The sequence below is a fragment of the Wolbachia endosymbiont of Drosophila leontia genome, assembly GCF_028981785.1.
In the GTDB taxonomy this organism is placed as follows: Bacteria; Pseudomonadota; Alphaproteobacteria; order Rickettsiales; family Anaplasmataceae; genus Wolbachia; species Wolbachia pipientis.
In genome coordinates, this window is sequence record NZ_JAPQLK010000065.1 from 111 (window position 1) to 5,247 (window position 5,137).

Genomic DNA, 5,137 nt, shown 5'->3' on the forward strand with positions numbered 1-5,137 from the left:
AAAATTGCGAACGTAAACTCAACACCAGCTTGCAAATGATTGTCCTTTCCTTCATTTCTCTCCTATTACGAAGATTTTAAACAGGTTCTTATACGCTTTGATATGTCCGAATATATTGAGTCTCATACGATATCAAGGATGATTGGTTCTCCTCCTGGATATGTAGGTTATGATCAGGGTGGATTACTCACAGAGTCTGTATCTAACAATCAATATAGTGTTGTGTTGCTTGATGAAATTGAAAAGGCCCATAGCGATATCTATAATATATTGCTACAAATTATGGATTATGGTTGTGTTACAGACACTTACGGACGTAAAGTTGACTTTTCCAATATAATCTTAATTATGACAACTAATGCAGGAGCAGCTGAACGCAGCAAAAGTTTTGTTGGCTTTGGGCATAAAAAATTTAACACTGGTGATAGTGAAAAAGCGATAGAACAGGTTTTTAGCCCTGAATTTCGTAATCGTCTTGATGCGATTATTTCTTTTTCTGACTTAAATGCGGATATAATTCTGCATATTGTAGATAAATTTATTCAGGAACTGAAAAAGCAGCTGACGCAAAAAGGCATAAACTGCTTGGTAGAAGATGAAGTGAAATCTTATCTTGCACAAACAGGTTATAGTAAGGAAATGGGAGCACGTCCGATAGAGAGACTTATTGAAAAAGAGATAAAAAGTTACTTAGCGGAAGAAATACTGAATCGTAAATTAATAAAAGGAAAGAAATTAAGAATCTATATGAATAAAGTAGAAAATAAAATTGCTTTTGATATAGTTTGAAATTCTTGTTTTTTTATTACACTGGTAGTATACTTATTTTAAGAATAATGAGGCTATAGTGGCAAGTTTAACTAGAAATCAGTATTACAGTAATCGCGATTTACAGAATTTATTTTCAAGACTAGAAATAAAAGCAGAAGAAGTAATAAGCCAGGAGTTTGACGATATACTCAAGTTAGTTGAACGGAGCTTTAGAAAGCTTTCATTAAAGTGCCACCCTGACAAAGAAAAAGATGAAGAGAAGAAAAAGATAGCTACAGAAAAGTTTCAAAAACTTAGTGCAGATAAAAAAGAGCTAGAGAAGTATCTCAACGCTTTAAAAGAAGGAAAAACTCCTAGTCAATATGAAAGACTATCAAGTGAAGAAGAACGGAGGAGGCAAACAAAAATTTATGGAATATTATCACGTAGAAGCAAAGCTATAAATAGAGCACCTTTATTTTTTATATTAGCAAATGCGGTGGTTACTCCATCGCTGAAAGTTGAGTATTGCTTATCGCAACTTGCTAATAGTGGCACGGTGCAAAGCATCGCTTATCGATTTTATGCATTTAGCATAGGGATTTGGCCGTTGTTATTTATTATATCCTTTTGTGGTATTATTTATGCAGCAAGTAAACAAAAAGGTTCACAAGAGGAAAATCTGGATAGATTAAATCGAAGATACAATCTACTTATTGCTGCTGATGATTATGTGATATGTATCGCAGCAACATTTGCTATATGTGGTCTAGTGTCAGAGGTAGCACAAAATGGCTGGCCTGCTCAATATGGAACAATGCTGATGATTAATTTAGCATTGGATTTATTACTTATTGCTTTACTTAGAACTTTTGCAAAGGCATCTGAACTATATAGTGAACATTGCATTCAGCGCTTATATGAAGAAGATGCAGAATTTAGCTATAAAGAAAAATTTGCATGGTATGACTACAAGCTAGTGCTTATGCCACTTGTTCTTCCTATTGTCAAAATGTATTTTAGAGATTTAATCCAAAAAAAGCCACAACAGCACACCACCAATCCTAACGTTACATCTTTAGATACACCTGCAGGACAAGAACCATAAAAAGATCTTTGCTTCAACTGTGGTTTTTGCTATACTTTAAATGAACTTCATAGCGTTAATGAGTAAAGAAATAAGACAAATCTTAAACCACTACGAAAGTGAAAACCCCGGGGTAAAAGCAAATCTTACTCGTATTCTCATGCATGGAAGGCTTGGCGGCACCGGCAAATTAGTAATTCTCCCTGTAGACCAAGGGTTTGAACACGGGCCAATAAAAAGTTTTGAAGTTAACCCTGATGCTTATGACCCACATTATCATTTTCAGCTTGCAGTTGATTCGGGAGTAAGTGCATATGCTGCTCCACTTGGTATGATTGAAGCTGGTGCTTCAACTTATGCTGGAATGCTCCCACTTATTTTGAAACTTAATAGTTCCAACTCCTTACATTCGAAGAATCTGACTTCTGATCAAGCAATAACCTCTTCTGTGAAAGATGCACTGCGTTTGGGCTGTTTGGCTGTTGGATTTACTATATATCCTGGTTCTGCTAAGTGTTTCGATATGATGGAAGAAGCCCGTGAAATCGTAGCTGAAGCCAAATCTTATGGGCTTGCAGTAGTGTTATGGTCTTATCCACGCGGTGAAGGAATTTCCAAAGAAGGTGAAGCAGCGGTTGATGTTGTTGCCTATGCTGCACACATGGCAGCTTTGCTTGGCGCTAATATAATAAAAGTAAAACTTCCAACTAAATATTTGGAAAGGGAGAAAATAGAAACAGAAAATATTGAATCATTATCTAAAAGAATTGAATATGTTAAAAGATCTTGTTTTGCAGGAAAAAGAATAGTAGTTTTTTCTGGTGGCGAGTCGAAATCAGTGAATGACATATGCAATGAAGCGAAAGAAATTAAGCAGGGTGGTGGTAATGGTTCAATCATTGGACGTAACACTTTCCAACGCAAAAGGGAGGAAGCCTTATCTATGCTAAAAGATATAATGGATATCTACACATAAAAAACGGCTGGGTGGCAGAATGGCTTATGCAGAGGACTGCAAATCCTTTTATACCGGTTCAATTCCGGTCCCGGCCTCTTTCATTTTCTATATCTTGTAAAAGTTGCTCAATTCAACAGTAGCTTTAGGTGTGTAACCTATAGAGAAAATTATTCATAAGTAAAATCAATTTCTTTTCAAGTTATGGTTACACTCTTATAGCGTTTCATGGTAAAAAATAAACTAAAAATAAGCAAAGTGTTTTACAAAATGATATTACGTGATTTATTGTTTTTACTACCGCCCGAGGTTGCTCACTCTTTGGCAATTATGGCATTAAAGAAAATGCCTTATAGAAAACCTATAGAGCTACCAGAATCTTTGAGTGTGAATTTTTTTGGTAATAAGCTCAGAAGCCCCGTGGGTCTGGCTGCAGGTTTTGACAAGAATGCAGAAGTTATAAGGCCTATGCTTTCATTTGGTTTTGGATTTATTGAAACTGGTACTGTAACTCGTAATCCACAATATGGAAACAAAAAACCAAGAATTTTTCGGTTAATTAAAGATCAAGGGGTAATTAACAGATTGAGATTTAACAATAAAGGAATAGACTACTTTCTTAAACAAATAGATAAAACCAAGCTTGATGACTGCATTTTTGGCATCAACATAGGAAAAAACAGTACATCAAAGGACCAAATCAGCGATTATGTTGACTTAATAAAGATAGTATATGGAAAAAGCAATTATATAGTGCTGAACATCTCATCCCCAAACACGCCTAATTTACGCAATCTGCACAATAAGCAAGAATTATCGGAATTGTTGAAATCCGTAACTCTAACCCGGAAATCAATTGATAATTCTAAATCCATACCAATAATATTAAAAATCTCACCAGATATAGATCAGCAAACGAAAGAAAATATCGCTGAGCTTGCGTTGGAATATAAGATTGACGGATTAACAGTGAGCAACACTACGATCAGTCGGAATAACTTACATTCCCACCACAACGAGAGTGGTGGGTTGAGTGGCAAACCGCTGTTTAAACTTTCAACCGAGTTATTGAGCGATATGTACAAACTTACTAAGGGCAAAATATTGTTGGTAGGATGCGGAGGAATCTCAAGTGGTGCTGATGCATATAAAAAAATAAAGGCAGGAGCTTCTTTGGTGCAGTTGTACACTGCTCTCATATACCACGGACCTCAAGTTGTAAACAAAATTAATCTAGAACTTGCAGAACTAATAAGGAGAGATGGATTTAGTAACATTAGTGAGGTGGTGGGTTGTATACATTAAACATCTTCTCTGTCACCTAAGTAGCCGACACTGGAATAACATCGATGAATCATTATTCAAATAATGGTTACGCAAGAAGTCTATTAAACTGTATATTTTGGAAGTTGTTGGTATTATTTTAATAAAACAAAACTAATTCTTTGGTATAAAGGTGTGGTAGGAAGTGTTATTCTTTTAAATAATGGGTATGAAGAGTTTGAATGATGCAATATCTAAGATCATTGATTATAAATTTACAAATTATGCAATATTAGAAGAGGCACTAACTCACCCAAGCGTAAATAAAAGGAATAGCAAAAACCAGATTGTAAGCTACGAAAGACTAGAGTTTTTGGGCGATAGTGTTTTGAATATGGTTGTATCTGCCACACTGTTTAAACTATTTCCTGAAGAAAAAGAAGGAGCATTGGCAAAAAGAAAGACGGATTTAGTTTGTGGAAACACCATTGCTAATGTTGCTAAAGAAATAAAATTAGGCAGCTTTATCATCATGAATAATAGTGAACGCTGCAATGGAGGGGGATGTAACTTAAAAAATTTAGAAAACTCGCTTGAAGCACTAATAGGTGCAATTTATATTGATGGCGGGCTTGAAAATGTTGAAAAATTTATTATCCAATATTGGGAAAAGCTAGCTAAAGGCATGCTTGACCCCCCTCAAGATCCTAAAACCTCACTGCAAGAGTGGACTCAGAAAAACAAATTGCCTTTACCAGAGTATGAGCTTGTAAAACAAACTGGACCAGCGCACAATCCTGAATTTACTATATCAGTTTGCATAGAAGATTATGGTAAAGTTTCTGCATGCGCTTCTAGTAAAAAGATTGCTGAACAAAAAGCTGCTGAGTTGATGCTAGAAAAAATTGGAAAAGACGCTTCAGTTTAGGCAAAATAGGCATTAATGTAAATTTTAAGGAAGCTAATAGCGTTTAGGGTAAATGGTCAATTTAAGGAGAAGCATAGTATAGCCTTTCTTAGAACCTGTTTAAAATCTTCGTAATAGGAGAGAAATGAAGGAAAGGACAATCATTTGCAAGCTG

General features: G+C 35.4%; 5 protein-coding genes, 1 tRNA gene and 1 pseudogene. All 7 read left to right on the forward strand.

Annotation, left to right across the window (positions count from 1 at the left end; genetic code table 11):
- The coding region (locus OZD63_RS02075; protein WP_275007935.1) for a hypothetical protein at positions 1-80 on the forward strand (80 nt) is incomplete at its 5' end.
- Positions 81-87: 7 nt separating this feature from the next.
- Positions 88-789: pseudogene (locus OZD63_RS02080) on the forward strand (AAA family ATPase); the annotation flags it as partial.
- Positions 790-847: 58 nt separating this feature from the next.
- On the forward strand, positions 848-1,858 hold the full coding sequence (locus OZD63_RS02085; RefSeq protein ID WP_274979668.1) for a molecular chaperone DnaJ: 1,011 nt from the start codon (positions 848-850) through the stop codon (positions 1,856-1,858).
- A 58-nt stretch (positions 1,859-1,916) separates the two neighbouring features.
- Positions 1,917-2,813, forward strand: coding sequence for a class I fructose-bisphosphate aldolase (locus OZD63_RS02090; RefSeq protein WP_275007998.1), 897 nt, complete (start codon positions 1,917-1,919; stop codon positions 2,811-2,813).
- Between the two features lie 5 nt (positions 2,814-2,818).
- A tRNA-Cys gene (locus tag OZD63_RS02095) sits at positions 2,819-2,890 on the forward strand.
- A gap of 130 nt (positions 2,891-3,020) precedes the next feature.
- The gene (locus OZD63_RS02100; RefSeq protein WP_275007999.1) at positions 3,021-4,097 is read left to right on the forward strand and encodes a quinone-dependent dihydroorotate dehydrogenase; all 1,077 of its coding nucleotides are present in this window, start codon (positions 3,021-3,023) and stop codon (positions 4,095-4,097) included.
- 187 nt (positions 4,098-4,284) lie between these two features.
- The gene (rnc, locus tag OZD63_RS02105; protein WP_274979665.1) at positions 4,285-4,983 is read left to right on the forward strand and encodes a ribonuclease III; all 699 of its coding nucleotides are present in this window, start codon (positions 4,285-4,287) and stop codon (positions 4,981-4,983) included.
- Positions 4,984-5,137: the final 154 nt, after the last annotated feature.

Bases quoted from the DNA above. Each gene is read 5' to 3' on its own strand.
- OZD63_RS02090 (WP_275007998.1), top strand. From the start codon at position 1,917: ATGAGTAAAGAAATAAGACAAATCTTAAACCACTACGAAAGTGAAAAC.
- OZD63_RS02100 (WP_275007999.1), top strand. From the start codon at position 3,021: ATGGTAAAAAATAAACTAAAAATAAGCAAAGTGTTTTACAAAATGATA.
- rnc (WP_274979665.1), top strand. From the start codon at position 4,285: ATGAAGAGTTTGAATGATGCAATATCTAAGATCATTGATTATAAATTT.